The sequence below is a fragment of the Streptomyces sp. NPDC051776 genome, from assembly GCF_040681345.1.
GTDB lineage: Bacteria > Actinomycetota > Actinomycetes > Streptomycetales > Streptomycetaceae > Streptomyces.
The window spans coordinates 93189-107848 of the sequence record NZ_JBFAYQ010000025.1; the positions used below are offsets into that span (position 1 = coordinate 93189).

Below are 14660 nucleotides of genomic sequence, written 5' to 3' on the forward strand. Positions count from 1 at the left end.
CACGGCGTCCGCACCCCGGGCGCCGGCAGGCCCACGCTCCGCCGGCTCCACCGCGCCCGCGGACCGGGCCCCGTCCGTGGCCACGGCCGAAGCCGGGGCCTCCAGACCCCCCACTCTTCGAGAAGGCTGCCTCATGTCATCGAGTGCCGACCATGCAGAGCTGCGCGCCCAGCTCGACAGCCTCACCACCGAGGCCTTCCGCAGCGAGCTGGCCGACATCGACCAACTCCCCACCCTCGAGATCGCCAAGATCATGAACGGCGAGGACGCCGCCGTCCCCGGCGCCGTCGCCGCCGGGCTACCGAAGATCGCGGCGGCGATCGACGCCACCGCGGAGCGCATGGCCCGCGGCGGTCGGCTGATCTACGCTGGTGCGGGCACGGCGGGGCGGCTCGGTGTGCTGGACGCGAGCGAATGCCCCCCGACCTTCAACACCGGACCGCACGAGGTGGTCGGTCTCATCGCGGGTGGCCAGCCCGCGATGGTCACGTCCGTCGAGGGCGCCGAGGACAACGCGGAGCTAGCGGCCGGCGATCTGGAGGCCCTGGGGATCGGGGAAGCCGACACGGTGGTCGGCATCTCCGCCTCGGGCCGCACGCCTTACGCCATCGGCGCCGTCGAACACGCCCGTGACCGCGGAGCACTCACCATCGGGCTGTCCTGCAACGCGGATTCGGCGCTCGCCGCGGCCGCCGAGCACGGCATCGAGATCGTCGTCGGCCCCGAGCTCCTCACGGGCTCGACCCGCCTCAAAGCCGGCACGGCACAGAAGCTCGTCCTCAACATGATCTCGACGATCACCATGATCCGGTTGGGCAAGACGTACGGGAACCTGATGGTCGACGTCCGCGCCTCGAACGAAAAGCTGCGAGCCCGCTCGCGCCGTATCGTCTCGCTCGCCACCGGCGCGCCGGACGCGGAGATCGAGGCGGCGCTGGCAGCCACGGACGGCGAGGTGAAGCACGCGATCCTCGTCATCCTGGCCGCCGTCGACGCCCCCACGGCGGCCGGCCTCCTCGATGAATCCCGCGGTCATCTGCGGGCGGCTCTCCAGGCCGCCCGGAAGGGCGACTGACGGCCGTGTGCGGGCCTGCGTTCCGCGGGACCAGGGGGTGCCTGGGGGAGGGTGGGCGCATACGGCCCCCGCCGCCCGAACGCCCCGGCTCGCCCCCACACAGCAAGGCACGAACGCCCTATGGCACAGAACAGCGACCACTCCGCCACCGCGGCCGCGCTTCTCCCCCTCGTCGGTGGAGCGCGGAACGTCACGTCCGTGGCCCACTGCATGACCCGTCTCCGCGTGGGCCTCGCCGACCGCACCCTCGTACGGGACGCCGAACTGCGAGCCCTCCCCGCCGTTCTGGGCGTCGTCGAGGACGACACGTACCAGATCGTCCTCGGGCCGGGCGTGGTCGCGCGAGTGACGCCGGAGTTCGAGCGGCTGGTCGAGTCCGAGCGGCTGGTTGAGTCCGAGCGGCGCGCGGCACCGGAACAGCCCCCGGCAGGAGCCGTACCGGTGCCGCCCTCCCCGGATGCCCAGGGGAGCGCGAACACCGTGGCCACCCCCGCCTCTCCCGCTGCCAACACGGCCACCCCGGCCACCTCTGCCAACGCGACCACCCCGGCCACCTCTGCCACCCCGGCCGCTTCGGCCGCTTCGGCCGCTTCGGCCGCTTCGGCCGCCGCGACCCCGGTGACCGCCGGCGAACTGGCTGCGCGCGGCGCGGCTCTGAGGGCCGAGCAGAAGCGGAGGAACGCCACCCCTGTCAAGCTCTTCCTGCGTCGGATCGCCCAGGTCTTCGTCCCGCTCATCCCGGCCCTCATCGGCTGCGGCATCGTCGCGGGCATCAACGGCCTACTGACCAATCTGGTCCACACCGGGCACGCCACATGGGCGGCGTCCCTCGTCCCGGCATTGGCGGCCATCGCCACCGGCTTCATGTCGCTCATCGCCGTGTTCGTCGGAATCAACACGGCCAAGGAGTTCGGCGGCACGCCGGTGCTCGGCGGGGCCGTCGCCGCGATCAGCGTCTACGCGGGCGTGGCCCAGGTGAGTGTGTTCGGCCAGAAGCTCGCCCCGGGGCAGGGCGGCGTCCTCGGCGCGCTCTGCGCCGCGCTGCTCGCCGTCCGGGTGGAGAAGTGGTGCCGCCGCCACGTGCCCGAGACCGTCGACGTCCTGCTGACGCCCACCCTCACCGTGCTGGTCTCCGGTCTCGCCACGCTCTTCGGCCTGATGTTTCTGGCCGGTGAAGTCTCCACCGCCATCGGCGACTTCGCGAACTGGCTGCTGTCCAGTGGCGGAGCCGTCGCCGGCTTCGTCCTCGGCGGCCTCTTCCTGCCCCTGGTGATGCTCGGACTGCACCAGGCCCTGATTCCCATCCACACCACGCTCATCCAGCAGCAGGGCTACACCCTTCTGCTCCCGGTCCTCGCCATGGCGGGCGCGGGCCAGGTGGGCGCCGCCTTCGCGGTCCTCCTCCGCCTCCGCCGCAACACCTCGATCCGCAGGACGATCCGGTCCGCCCTCCCCGCGGGCCTGCTGGGCATCGGCGAACCCCTCATCTACGGCGTCTCCCTCCCGCTCGGCCGCCCCTTCGTCACTGCGTGCATCGGCGGCGCGTTCGGCGGCGGCTTCGTCGGACTGCTGGGGCAGCTCGGCGACACGGTCGGCTCGACCGCCATCGGCCCGTCCGGCTGGGCGCTGTTCCCGCTGCTCGACGGCAGCGCGAGCCTCACCGCCACCGTCGGTGTGTACGCGGCGGGACTGCTCGTCGGCTACGTCGCGGGGTTCGTCGCCACGTACTTCTTCGGCATCAGCAAGCGGATGCGGGCCGAACTCAACGTCGCTCCCGAGCAGGCCGCGACCGTGACAGCCGACCCGTCCGCGTCGCCGGTCCCCGACGAGCGGGGCGGAAGGGACAGAAAGGGCGAGAGCCTGACCGCCTCGGGGAGGATGACGCCATGACAGCCACTGAGTACCGTCGCCTGGTCGTCCTGCGCCACGCCAAATCCGCCAGGCCGGAGGGCGTACCCGACACGGACCGCCCCCTCGCACCGCGCGGGCGCCGCGACGCCCCGGTCTCGGGGGCCTGGCTGCGCGACGCGGACTGCGTCCCGGATCTCGTCATCTGCTCCCCCTCCCGCCGCACGCGCGAGACCTGGGACCTCGCCTCGGCGGAACTGCCCACCGCCCCGCCGGTGCGCCACGACGAGCGTCTCTACCACGGAAGCGCCGAGCAGTTGCTCGCCGTCGTACGCGAAACCCCCGCGGACGTGGGGACGTTGCTCCTCGTGGGGCACAGCCCCGGGGTGGAGGAACTGATCCTGCTCCTCGCCGGCGACGGAGACCCCGACGCCCTGGCCCGCACCGAGGAGAAGTTTCCCACCTCGGCCATCGCCGTACTTCGGACCCCGCCTCCGTGGCCCGATCTCGCCCCGGCAGGCGCGCGGTTGACATCGATGACCGTGCCACGCGGCGAGAAGAAATGAGCGCCGCATCCTTCCGGGGCTCCCCCTGGCATTGGCGGACAGGATCTCCTGTTGCATCTCCCGCAACAGCAGAAGCGACACCCGGTCACCGTCGACGATGACGCGGTACGGCGCCGGGCCCTCGGTCACCATCGGCAAGCGACGCGCGATACGAGAGTGCCATGCTCTGAAGTCGATCCCCATGTCACCAACCGGTCGATACCCGAAGCCACTTCGGCTCTGTTCCGCTCGTAGCGGCATCGGTCGGCCCCCCTGCTGACGGACCGGAGCGTGTGAGTACTCTGCTCAGTTCGGGCGTGAGCAGAAACAACAGGGGAGCAGCCGCATGGCAGTCCGCAAGGCGAAGATGAAGGAACAGGTCGCGGAGGCGATTGCGCAGGCTGCGCCGGGGGACCGGCTGATCGTCACCATCGCCACGGTCACCGGCCCGAGCCCGTGGCTGATGAACGCGCTCGGGCTCATCGGGCAGTTTCTGGTGAAGTTCTACTTCGTCACGGTCACCGAGCAGGCCGTCGTCTTCCACACGTTCAACCGCTTCACACAGCGGCCCAAGGAGCTGGTGTGCGCCATCCCGCGCGCACAGGCACAGCCGCTGCTCGGCGAGGTGAAGCGCAACCCGCTGTGGAGTTCCTTCATGTTCGCACTCCCCGGGGAGCAGACGCCGACCCGTATCAACGTCCACCGGATGTGGCGCAACGAGATGGACGAGCTAATCTCGCTCGTCACCGGTGCGCCCTATGGCGCGCCGGTCACGCCGTACGCCCAGGGCGCACCCGCCGCCCAGGGGTTCCCTCAGCAGCCGGGCGCCCCGGGAGCGCCCGGCTTCGACCAGCAGGCCGCACCCGCCTTTCCGCAGCAGGCTCCTGCGATGCAGGGGTCCCACCTGCAGCCGGGCGTTCCGGCGGCTCCGCAGCCGCCGCATGCCGTCCCCGCCCCTGCCCCGCAGTACGGCAGCCCGTACGGTACTCCGGTTCCCCAGCAGGGCGCCCCATACGGCCCGCCCGCCTCGCACCAGCCGCCGACACCGCCGCAGGGCCAGCCGCAGCATCCCCAGGGGTACGCACCTCAGCAGCCGGCACAGCCCTACGCACCGCAACAGCACCAGCCGCACCAGCCGCACCAGCCGCACCAGCCGCAGACTCAACCGCAGCAGCCGCACCAGCCGCAGCAGCCCGGCGGACATCCGTACGGCTCCTGACGCACGCCCGCTGTCCGGCCCGTGCCCCGAAGGCACGGAAGCGGAACGACATCGGCAGCGGCAGCGCAAACGGCAAACGGCAAACGGGACCGCATCACCGCATGAACGCCACTGGGGCGGCACCCTCACGGGTGCCGCCCCAGTGTTCAGGACGGTCGATCAACCTGTTTTCCCCTGCCCGGGCGCAGCCGAGCGCTTGGGGAGGCGGATCAGAAGTCCATGTCACCGCCCGGCATGCCACCCGGGGCCGCCGCGGCGGCCTTCTCCGGCTTGTCGGCGACGACGGCCTCGGTGGTGAGGAACAGACCGGCGATGGAAGCCGCGTTCTGCAGAGCGGAGCGCGTGACCTTGGCCGGGTCGATGATGCCCTCGGCGATCATGTCGACGTATTCGCCGGTGGCGGCGTTCAGACCGTGGCCGACGGCCAGGTTGCGCACCTTCTCCACGACGACGCCGCCCTCGAGACCACCATTGACGGCGATCTGCTTGAGCGGGGCCTCCAGGGCCAGCTTGACGGCGTTGGCACCGGTGGCCTCGTCGCCCTCGAGTTCGAGCTTCTCGAAGACCGAGGAAGCCTGGAGCAGGGCCACGCCACCACCGGCGACGATGCCCTCCTCGACGGCGGCCTTGGCGTTGCGCACCGCGTCCTCGATGCGGTGCTTGCGCTCCTTGAGCTCGACCTCGGTCGCGGCACCGGCCTTGATGACGGCCACGCCGCCGGCCAGCTTCGCGAGGCGCTCCTGGAGCTTCTCGCGGTCGTAGTCCGAGTCCGAGTTGTCGATCTCGGCGCGGATCTGGTTGACCCGGCCCTGGACCTGCTCGCTGTCACCGGCACCGTCGACGATGGTCGTCTCGTCCTTGGTGATGACGACCTTGCGGGCACGGCCCAGAAGGTCGAGACCGGCGTTCTCCAGCTTGAGGCCGACCTCCTCGGAGATGACGGTGCCACCGGTGAGGATGGCGATGTCGCCGAGCATGGCCTTGCGGCGGTCACCGAAGCCCGGGGCCTTCACGGCAACGGACTTGAAGGTGCCGCGGATCTTGTTGACGACCAGGGTGGACAGCGCCTCGCCCTCGACGTCCTCCGCGATGATCAGCAGCGGCTTGCCGGACTGCATGACCTTCTCCAGCAGCGGAAGGAGGTCCTTCACCGCGGAGATCTTGGAGTTGACGATCAGGATGTACGGGTCATCCAGGGCCGCCTCCATACGCTCCATGTCGGTCGCGAAGTAGGCGGAGATGTAGCCCTTGTCGAAGCGCATGCCCTCGGTGAGCTCGAGCTCGAGTCCGAAGGTCTGCGACTCCTCGACGGTGATGACGCCTTCCTTGCCGACCTTGTCCATGGCCTCGGCGATGAGCTCACCGATCTGGGTGTCGGCGGCGGAGATGGAGGCCGTGGAGGCGATCTGCTCCTTGGTCTCCACGTCCTTGGCCTGCTCGAGCAGGGCGGCCGAGACGGACTCGACAGCCTTCTCGATGCCGCGCTTCAGAGCCATCGGGTTGGCGCCGGCGGCGACGTTGCGAAGGCCCTCCTTGACGAGAGCCTGGGCGAGAACGGTCGCGGTCGTCGTGCCGTCACCGGCGACGTCGTCCGTCTTCTTCGCGACCTCCTTGACCAGCTCGGCGCCGATCTTCTCGTAGGGGTCCTCGAGCTCGATCTCCTTGGCGATGGAAACACCATCGTTGGTGATCGTGGGAGCGCCCCACTTCTTCTCGAGGACGACGTTCCGGCCCTTGGGGCCGAGGGTCACCCTGACGGCGTCGGCGAGCTGGTTCATCCCGCGCTCGAGGCCGCGCCGCGCCTCCTCGTCGAACGCGATGATCTTGGCCATGTGAAGTGTCCTCCACGGACTGGGGTTCCCCCCGCCGAAGCCGGGGGACGGTGGATTGCTCCGGACCGCGTGGCGCCCGCGACGGACGGCCTGCCTGCCCGGCGGTCCCTTGCCCCGCCCGGCCTGTCGGCCTCACCGACCCGGTCCTTCTGTCACTCTCAACCTGAGAGTGCTAACGCCAATGATTAGCACTCGGGGCCATCGAGTGCAAGCGCCCCAAAGGCTCCCGCGGCCCTCGCAACCGGCCCGCGACGGGCCCGCGACCGGCCCGAGACCGGCCCACGGCGGGCACGGCGGGCACGGCACAGACCCGCGTCGATGCACCGCCGTCCGCGAACACCCCGCCCCGCCCGGCCCGTCACGGCACCGACGGCACCCGCCCAAAAGCGAAGGCCCCACCCAAAGACGAAGGGCCCGCCCCCGGACGGGGCGAGCCCTTCGCTCGTACGCCAGTGGTCAGTCGGCGCGTCCTTGGTATCAGCCCGCTACACGGACCATGTCCGCCTGCGGCCCCTTCTGGCCCTGCGAGATCTCGAACTCGACCCGCTGACCTTCTTCGAGGGTGCGGTAGCCGTCCATCTGAATCGCGCTGTAGTGCACGAAGACGTCGGCACCACCGTCGACCGCGATGAAGCCGTACCCCTTCTCCGCGTTGAACCACTTGACGGTGCCCTGAGCCATCCCTAACTCCCCTATTACTGGCCCTTGCGCAGGACCGCACTCCGCGGACCCGGGTCAGACTTCACCCAGACCTCACACGGCGCCCCCAGCCGTCGGCAGGGGTGCCCCAGGTGTGTGCCGGAACGCGTCGACCGCGGCTGAATGTATCTGCACGAATGCCGTCTGCAACAGGTCAATCAGACGAGAATTCTGGGCACGCTCGAACGGCAATTCCCGTTGAATTACCGTTAATTCGGGGCAACTCGGGCCGGGCATTGCTCACCAATCCGGCAAATCGTGCACACACTTGGGGCACAACTTGTCGGTACTCATATGCGTTCGGCAAAGACGCCTAGGGGGGATGCGCCCAACCCTACCGCGCTCAATGGCGCGGAATTTCCCCCTCCGCTTCTCTCACGGAGGGGGCGAGACCGATTACGAAAGGTTGTTGAAATTCACCGTCGACGCACGTTGTGGGGCTGTTGGTGGACGGTCTGTCAGCAGCCGCCCGCGACCGCCGGAATGATCGAGACGCCGACGCCGTCGGGGGTCGGCGTCTGCAGCCCGTCCTCGAACCGCACGTCGTCGTCGTTGACGTAGACGTTCACGAAACGGCGCAGCTTGCCGGTGTCGTCCAGGACGCGCGCGGCGATGCCCGGGTGGTTCTTCTCCAGCGACTCGATGACCTCGGCGAGAGTCGCGCCTTCGGCCCTCACCTCGGCTTGGCCGCCGGTGTACGTGCGCAGGATGGTCGGGATGCGGACGTTGACGCTCATGCGGTTCACCTTCGGTGGGAGGGGTGGAGGAAGCGGGTGGTGGAGTGATTCAACACGTGCGGAGCGGAAGGGCGTCGGCCCGCGCCGCTCCCGCGGCGCGCCGCGCGCACCCTCAGCCCGCCAGCCCCGCGGCGCGGAACGCGTCCAGGCTCGGCCGGATGGTCGCCGTGGGACCCGCGGTCGGAGCGACGGCGTCCAGGGTCTTCAGCCCGTCGCCGGTGTTGAGCACGACCGTCTCACCGGCCGGGTCGAGCTGCCCGGTCTCGACCAGCTTGCGCAGCACGCCGACGGTCACGCCGCCCGCGGTCTCCGCGAAGATGCCCTCGGTCCGGGCCAGCAGCTTGATGGCATCGACGACCTGCTCATCGGTGACGTCCTCGACCGCACCGCCCGTACGGCGGCAGATGTCGAGCACGTACGGTCCGTCGGCCGGGTTGCCGATGGCGAGCGACTTGGCGATGGTGTCCGGCTTGACGGGCCGTACGACGTCGTGGCCGTCCTTGAACGCCCGCGACACCGGGGAGCAGCCCTCCGCCTGGGCACCGAAGATCTTGTACGGCTTGTCCTCGACGAGCCCGAGCTCGATCAGCTCCTTCAGCCCCTTGTCGATCTTCGTGAGCTGGGAGCCCGAGGCGATCGGGATCACGATGTTGTCCGGGATGCGCCAGCCGAGTTGCTCCGCGATCTCGTACGCCAGGGTCTTCGACCCCTCGCCGTAGTACGGGCGCAGATTGACGTTGACGAAGCCCCAGCCCTCGCCGGCAGGGTCGCCGATCAGCTCGCTGCAGAATCGGTTCACGTCGTCGTACGTGCCCTCGATGCCGACCAGTTCACCGCCGTAGACCGCGGCCATGACGACCTTGCCCGCCTCCAGGTCGTGCGGGATGAACACACAGGAGCGGAAGCCGGCGCGGGCGGCCGCGGCGCCGACCGCGCCCGCGAGGTTGCCCGTGGAGGAGCAGGACAAGGTGGTGAAGCCGAAGGCCCGCGCGGCCTCGACGGCGATGGCGACGACGCGGTCCTTGAACGAGTGGGTCGGGTTCCCGGAGTCGTCCTTGACGTGCAGGCCACCGCTGACGCCCAGCTCACGGGCGAGGTTGTCGGCCTGCACGAGCTTGGTGAGACCGGGGTTCAGGTTCGGCTTGCCCGCCACGTCCTCGGGGACGGGCAGCAGTGGGGCGTACCGCCAGAGGTTGCCGGGCCCGGCCTCGATGCGCTTCCGCAGGCCCTCGGGGTCACCGCTCGGCAGGTCGTACGCCACCTCGAGCGGCCCGAAACACGCCTGGCACGCGAAGATCGGGCCGAGCGGGAAGCGTTCGCCGCACTCACGGCAGGACAACGCGGCGGCGGGTCCGAGCGAGACGGAGTCGGTGCTGCTTGCAACGGTTTGCACAGCCATGGAGGCGAGGCCCTTTCTCCTCATCTTCCCCGTGGCGGACTTCGCCACGAGACGGAATTGGCACCTTCCCGAGCCGGGAGCCTCGCCGCGGGATGCACGAGACCGACTGGAGGGTTGCCGGGGCTTCAACGGGCCGTTCCCTCTGCCCCTCTGGATGAGCGGTGTGGCTCCGGGCGGCAGCCCGGGCATTTGTCTGCGCCCACCCCGACATGAAGTGGACACGTGCGTTGTTCAAGACTGTAACGGACGGGGCGGACGGTTGAGATAGTCGTCCGAACCGCGAGACGGATCACGGATCCGGCCGGACACGGATCACGGATCCGACCGATCCGCGATCGATCACGCCCGGCCCGGGTCCGGGCTGGAGCATCGCACACGGGCCCGTACGGGTCCCAGGCACCCAGGGAGAGACGCAGACGTGCTGGAAGAGGTGGAGCACTGGCTGGAGCACCGCTCCTGGTCGGCCGCCGACCGTCCGCTGAGCCGGCTCCTGGCCGCCAAGCGGAACGCGGGGGCGGCGGGGACGGTCAGCGTCGTGCTCCCGGCCCTCGACGAGGAGGCCACGGTCGGTCCGATCGTCGAGACGATACGGCGCGAGCTGATGAGCGAGGCCGTACCGCTGGTCGACGAGCTGGTGGTCATCGACTCCGGCTCCACCGACCGTACGGCCGAGGTGGCCGCGGCGGCCGGGGCCTGCGTCGTGCACCGCGACACGATCCTGCCGCGGCTCCCCGCGGAACCCGGCAAGGGCGAGGTGCTGTGGCGCTCGCTGCTGGTCACGAGCGGCGAAATCGTCTGCTTCGTGGATGCGGACCTGCGCGCCTTCTCGGCGAGCTTCGTCTCCGGGATCGTCGGACCTCTGCTGACCGAACCGGACGTCCAGCTGGTCAAGGCGATGTACGACCGCCCGCTGAGCGAGGGCGGCGCGCTTGAGTCCGGGGGCAACGGAGCGGCGGCCGGGGGCGGCGCACGTGAGTCAGGGGGCAACGGAGCGGAGCAGGGCCGCCGGCTCGGTCCCGCCGAGCAGGGCGGCCGCGTCACCGAGCTGGTGGCCCGCCCCCTGCTCAACCTCCACTGGCCGCGGCTTGCGGGCTTCGTGCAACCGCTCGGCGGCGAGTACGCGGTGCGGCGGTCGTTGCTGGAGCAGCTCCCGTTTCCCGTCGGCTACGGCGTAGAACTGGCGATGCTGATCGACGCACTCGACCTGGCCGGGCTCGACGCGCTGGCCCAGGTCGACGTCGGCGTACGGCTGCACCGTCACCAGGACGGTCAGGCGCTGGGGAGGATGGCGGCGACGATCTACCGCACGGCCCAGGCACGGCTGGCGCGCGGGCACCTCGTACGGCCGGTGCTGACACAGTTCGACCGCACGGACGAGGGCTTCACCCCGACGGTGCACGACGTGGCGGCGGAGGAGCGGCCTCCGATGACGACGGTCCCGGAGTACCGGGCGCGGCGCGCACCGACGGGCGGCCGCGTGGCGTGACGCGGTGGCGGGCAGTGCGGTCGTTCCGCGGGGCGGAGCGGGCGGACACAACCGGCCCCCCGGGAGGAACGGGCGGGTACCGCCGCGTCACAGGCGTGCAGTCGCGGGCCGCTCCGGGTCGCGGCCATCGTTCCGCGGGCGGAGCGGGTGGACACAACCGGGCCACCGTGAGCCAGTGGCTGGTGGCCGACGGACACGACCGGCCCCCCGGGGGGCGCCGAGCACCAAGCGTCGGCCACGGCCGGAGCCCCGGTTGGGTCTCCGGCAGGACGCCGGCTCCGTCGCGGACGGAGGGGAGAACCGGCGGACGCGGGTGCGGTGTGCCGCGCACGGCCCCGCACCATGGCGCGAGCGGCCCGCCTTCCGCTCCGGCGGAAGCGGATCCGCCGTCCCCGCCCCCCGCCGCCCCCGTCACCCCCGCCGGATGGCGAAGCGCACGTTTGCGCGGATCGGTCACGGGCTAGGCTCGCCGCATGGTCGCAGAGCAGGCTGCCCGGGTTCTCGTCGCGTCCAACCGCGGCCCGGTCTCGCACACCCACCGTGAGAACGGCTCGATCGACGTCAAGCGCGGCGGAGGCGGTCTCGTCTCCGGGCTGTCGGCCATCGGCCCCGACGCGAGCGCGCTATGGGTGTGCGCCGCGCTCGGCGAAGGCGACCGCGAGGCCGTACGCCGCCTCGGCACGCGTCTGGACCCCACCGAGACCGGCGGGCAGCAGGTGCGGATGCTCGACATCGACCCCGAGATCTTCGCGGACGCCTACAACGGCATCGCGAACTCCGTGCTGTGGTTCGTGCACCACCTGCTCTACCAGACCCCTCTCGAGCCGACCTTCGACGCCGAGTTCCGCGCCCAGTGGGCGTCCTACGAGTCGTACAACGCCGCCTTCGCCGACGCCCTCGCCGAGGACGCCGCGGAGGGCGCCGCGGTGCTCGTGCAGGACTATCACCTGTGCCTGGTCCCGGGCATGCTCCGCAGGCGCCGCCCCGATCTGCGCATCGGGCACTTCTCGCACACGCCATGGGCGCCCGTGGACTACTTCCGGCTGCTGCCCGACGACATCGCCCGGCAGCTTCTGCGCGGCGTGCTCGGGGCGGACCGGGCGGGCTTCCTCACCCGTCGCTGGGCGGACGCCTTCGCCGACTGCGCCGCGGCCGTGCTCGACGGCGAGGTGGACACCGGTGACACCGGTGCCTACGCCGTCACCTGCGAGGGCCGTACGACGCGGCTCGGCGTGCACGGCCTCGGTGCCGACGCCGACTTCCTGCGGGAGCGGTCGCACCGGCCGGACGTGATCGAGCGCATGGCCGCCCTGCGCGAACAGATCGGCGGACGGGAGCGGCGGGTGATCGTCCGGGTCGACCGCACCGAACTGTCGAAGAACATCGTCCGTGGCCTGCACGCGTACCGGCGGTTGCTCACCGATCATCCGGAGTGGCGCGGGCTGGTCGTCCATCTCGCCTTCGCCTATCCCTCGCGCCAGGATCTCGCTGTCTACCGCGGCTACACCGAGGAGGTGCAGCGGATCGCGGAGGAGATCAACACCGAGTTCGGCACGGACGCCTGGCAGCCGGTGGTCCTGCATGTGAAGGACGACTTCGCGCGATCGCTCGCCGCGTACCGGATCGCCGATGTCGCCCTGGTCAATCCGATCCGGGACGGCATGAACCTCGTCGCGAAGGAGGTTCCGGTGGTCTCGGACGAGGGCTGCGCACTGGTGCTCTCCCGCGAAGCGGGCGCGTACGAGGAACTGGGCGAGGAGGCGCTCGTGGTCAACCCGTACGACGTGACGGGCACGGCGGAGGCGCTGCACCAGGCGCTGTCGATGGCACAGGGCGAGCGAGCCGAGCGCACCAAGCGGCTTGCCGCGGAGGCGACCGCCCTGCCGCCACAGAAGTGGTTCCTGGACCAGCTCAACGCCCTGGGCTGACAGGACGGGTCGGACCCGACTGGGCTGACCGGACTGGGCTGACCGAACTGGGCTGACCGAACTGGGCTGACCGGACTGGGCTGACCGGATAGCGGCCGCCTCCCCCTCGCCGGGAGGCGTCGCGGCCGTGGGCCGGTTCGGTGACAGGGCTCTCCTTCCTTGTCCTGTCCCAACGCCGCTTCAGGTCAAGCCGGTTGACGCCGTTCGAAGCCGGTTCGCTCCGGCTCGCTCCGGTTCAGCAGGGCCATGTGCGCGGCCGGTGGCTCGGGGGCCGCATGCTGCGTACGCCCGCCGCCGCGCCGGGCGTACGCTACGGCGCGGAGCGAGGCGTGGTGAGCGCGTCGGCCAGGCAGTTCAGCAGCCCGACCACGCCCCGCGGCCCGTCCACCACCAGGTCGGCGCGCGCGGCGAGTTCGGTGACCTCGCTGCTGCCGCTGCAGACCAGCAGTCCCGGCAGGCCGTTGGACCTGAGCTTCTCCACGGCGGCGAAGGCCGCGAGGTCGCCAAGATCGTCGCCGGCGTAGAGCACCGCGCTCGTGTTGCCCGCCCGTACGTGCTCCTCCAGCGCGACGCCCTTGTCCATGCCCGGCGGACGGAGTTCCAGGACGAGGCGGCCCGGTTCGACGATCAGGCCGTGCCGCTCGGCCAGGGCGTACAGCGGCTCGTGCAGCGCCTCGAAAACGGCTTGCGGATCTTCGGTACGGCGTGTGTGGACGGCGATGGCCCGGCCCTTGTCCTCCACGTAGGTGCCGGGGTGGCCGCCGTCGCGGGCGAGGACGTCCGGCAGTTCGGCCCGCAGGGCCTGGACGCCGGGGTGCGGGGCGGGCTCGTGGAGGGAGCCGGAGGCGGCGTCCCAGCGCTCGGCGCCGTACGCCCCGAGGACCACCAGGTGCTCCAGGCCCTCGACGCCCGCGAAGCCCCCGTAGCGCACGGCGACCTCGGCCGGTCGACCGGTGATCACGGCGACCGAGCCGACCAGTGGCGCCAGCCGGGCGAGGGCGGGAACGGTGCCCGGATGGGCGCGGGCCTGATCGGGGTCGGGAACGATCGGGGCGAGGGTTCCGTCGAAGTCGAGGCCCACGACGACCTGTTCGGGACGGGCGAGCAGCACGGCGAGACCGTCGCGGCCCGCGGGGGTGACCGGGGTCGGCAGGGATTCCGGAATGCCCATGCGGCCGACCCTACCGGCGGCGGATGCGGCGCGGGCTTCGCCCCAGCGGGATCACGCTCAGTCGTCCACCGCTGTCGTCCACCGCCGTCATCCGACTCGATCGTCCACCTCGTTCGTCCAGAGCCGTCGCCCGCCTCGGTCGTCCGCTCGTTCGTCCACCGCCGTCGCCCGCCTCGGTCGTCCGCTCGTTCGTCCACCGCCGTCATCCGACTCGGTCGTCCGCCTCGTTCGTCCACCGCCGTCGCCCGCCTCGGTCGTCCGCCTTGGTCGCCGCCTCGGTCCCGCGACCTCGCCTGCGGCTCCGCCTCAGCGGTTGGCTCGGCGCGAGTCGCGGACGCGGCGGAGGCGGTTGACCGTCACGGGGTCATGGGCGAGCGCACACGGGTCGTCGAGCAGGGCGTTCAGCAATTGGTAGTAGCGGGTCGGGGAGAGGCCGAGCCGTTCCCGTATCGCCCGTTCCTTGTCGCCGGGCCCGGACCAGGTGCGGCGCTCCACGGCGAGCACGGCACGGTCCCGTTCGGACAGCCCCCCGCTCTCCCCTTGCGTCATTGGTAGTTGGAGGCGCGGTGCTCCTTACGGGCCCGTTTCCTCCGTCCCCTTTCAATCCGTGCGTGCGGTTTTCCCGCACACGGCTTACCGATGATCTTCTTGACAGGGTTACGCAGCCTTCGGGTAGCGAATAGTGCCACGCAGTTGATACAGGCCGTGCCCTTTGAACCAC

General features: G+C 70.9%; 12 protein-coding genes and 1 riboswitch. Of the genes, 6 read left to right on the plus strand and 6 right to left on the minus strand.

Features of this window, described 5'->3' with window-relative positions; genetic code table 11:
* Positions 1-133: 133 nt before the first annotated feature.
* The 4 genes from murQ (at position 134) to AB0M26_RS20130 (ending at position 4687) form a co-directional block, all read left to right on the plus strand.
* Positions 134-1075, plus strand: a complete 942-nt coding sequence (gene murQ / locus AB0M26_RS20115) for an N-acetylmuramic acid 6-phosphate etherase (RefSeq protein ID WP_365262871.1) — start codon at positions 134-136, stop codon at positions 1073-1075.
* A 120-nt stretch (positions 1076-1195) separates the two neighbouring features.
* Positions 1196-2965: a PTS transporter subunit EIIC gene (locus AB0M26_RS20120; protein ID WP_365262874.1), complete on the plus strand. Its 1770-nt coding sequence runs from the start codon at positions 1196-1198 to the stop codon at positions 2963-2965.
* Positions 2962-3489 carry a histidine phosphatase family protein gene (locus AB0M26_RS20125; RefSeq protein WP_365262877.1) on the plus strand — a complete coding sequence of 176 codons (528 nt, stop codon included), beginning with the start codon at positions 2962-2964 and terminating at the stop codon, positions 3487-3489. The genes AB0M26_RS20120 and AB0M26_RS20125 overlap by 4 nt, the downstream gene beginning before the upstream one ends.
* Before the next feature lie 325 nt (positions 3490-3814).
* A complete protein-coding gene (locus AB0M26_RS20130) occupies positions 3815-4687 on the plus strand; it encodes a hypothetical protein (RefSeq protein WP_365262880.1) in 873 nt (290 codons plus the stop codon).
* 209 nt (positions 4688-4896) lie between these two features.
* On the opposite strand, the gene groL is transcribed toward AB0M26_RS20130, so the two are convergent.
* The 4 genes from groL to thrC form a co-directional block, all read right to left on the minus strand.
* Positions 4897-6519, minus strand: a complete 1623-nt coding sequence (gene groL / locus AB0M26_RS20135; RefSeq protein ID WP_365262883.1) for a chaperonin GroEL — start codon at positions 6517-6519, stop codon at positions 4897-4899.
* Between the two features lie 477 nt (positions 6520-6996).
* On the minus strand, positions 6997-7200 hold the full coding sequence (locus AB0M26_RS20140; protein ID WP_003986833.1) for a cold-shock protein: 204 nt from the start codon (positions 7198-7200) through the stop codon (positions 6997-6999).
* 476 nt (positions 7201-7676) lie between these two features.
* Positions 7677-7955 (minus strand): MoaD/ThiS family protein, encoded by a 279-nt coding sequence (locus AB0M26_RS20145; RefSeq protein ID WP_365262887.1) that lies wholly within the window; start codon positions 7953-7955, stop codon positions 7677-7679.
* 112 nt (positions 7956-8067) lie between these two features.
* Positions 8068-9354, minus strand: a complete 1287-nt coding sequence (gene thrC / locus AB0M26_RS20150) for a threonine synthase (protein WP_365262890.1) — start codon at positions 9352-9354, stop codon at positions 8068-8070.
* Positions 9355-9371: 17 nt separating this feature from the next.
* Positions 9372-9515, minus strand: a riboswitch (SAM riboswitch).
* 257 nt (positions 9516-9772) lie between these two features.
* On the opposite strand from thrC, the gene AB0M26_RS20155 reads away from it, so the two are divergent.
* Positions 9773-10840, plus strand: a complete 1068-nt coding sequence (locus AB0M26_RS20155; RefSeq protein WP_365262893.1) for a glucosyl-3-phosphoglycerate synthase — start codon at positions 9773-9775, stop codon at positions 10838-10840.
* Between the two features lie 473 nt (positions 10841-11313).
* On the plus strand, positions 11314-12768 hold the full coding sequence (locus AB0M26_RS20160; protein ID WP_365262896.1) for a trehalose-6-phosphate synthase: 1455 nt from the start codon (positions 11314-11316) through the stop codon (positions 12766-12768).
* 310 nt (positions 12769-13078) lie between these two features.
* Here the strand turns inward: AB0M26_RS20160 and otsB are convergent, their stop codons facing one another.
* Together otsB and AB0M26_RS20170 are read right to left on the minus strand one after the other, a co-directional pair.
* Positions 13079-13939, minus strand: coding sequence for a trehalose-phosphatase (gene otsB / locus AB0M26_RS20165; RefSeq protein WP_365262899.1), 861 nt, complete (start codon positions 13937-13939; stop codon positions 13079-13081).
* A gap of 306 nt (positions 13940-14245) precedes the next feature.
* The gene (locus AB0M26_RS20170) at positions 14246-14488 is read right to left on the minus strand and encodes a DUF3263 domain-containing protein (protein ID WP_365262902.1); all 243 of its coding nucleotides are present in this window, start codon (positions 14486-14488) and stop codon (positions 14246-14248) included.
* Between the last annotated feature and the right edge of the window lie 172 nt (positions 14489-14660).